We start from the raw sequence: 267 nt of genomic DNA on the forward strand, positions 1-267 counted from the left end.
TCTTGATGAGTGTTCACACAGATTGATTAGGTTTATGATGTAAAAGAGTGTTTGTTTTTACTTGTTAAGTGAAAACAACAAACAGTAAGTGCCCAACACTTACTACTTAGTGTCCCGTTCGTCTAGAGGCCTAGGACACCGCCCTTTCACGGCGGTAACAGGGGTTCGACTCCCCTACGGGATACCATTGGGTCGTTAGCTCAGTTGGTAGAGCAGTTGACTTTTAATCAATTGGTCGCAGGTTCGAATCCTGCACGACCCACCATT

General features: G+C 45.3%; 2 tRNA genes. Both read left to right on the forward strand.

Annotated features, from left to right (window positions below):
- The first annotated feature begins 111 nt into the window (after positions 1-111).
- Positions 112-187: transfer RNA gene (locus MD535_RS26020), tRNA-Glu, on the forward strand.
- Between the two features lie 2 nt (positions 188-189).
- Positions 190-265: transfer RNA gene (locus MD535_RS26025), tRNA-Lys, on the forward strand.
- Positions 266-267: the final 2 nt, after the last annotated feature.

The organism is Vibrio qingdaonensis (assembly GCF_026191675.1).
GTDB classification, from domain to species: Bacteria; Pseudomonadota; Gammaproteobacteria; order Enterobacterales; family Vibrionaceae; genus Vibrio; species Vibrio qingdaonensis.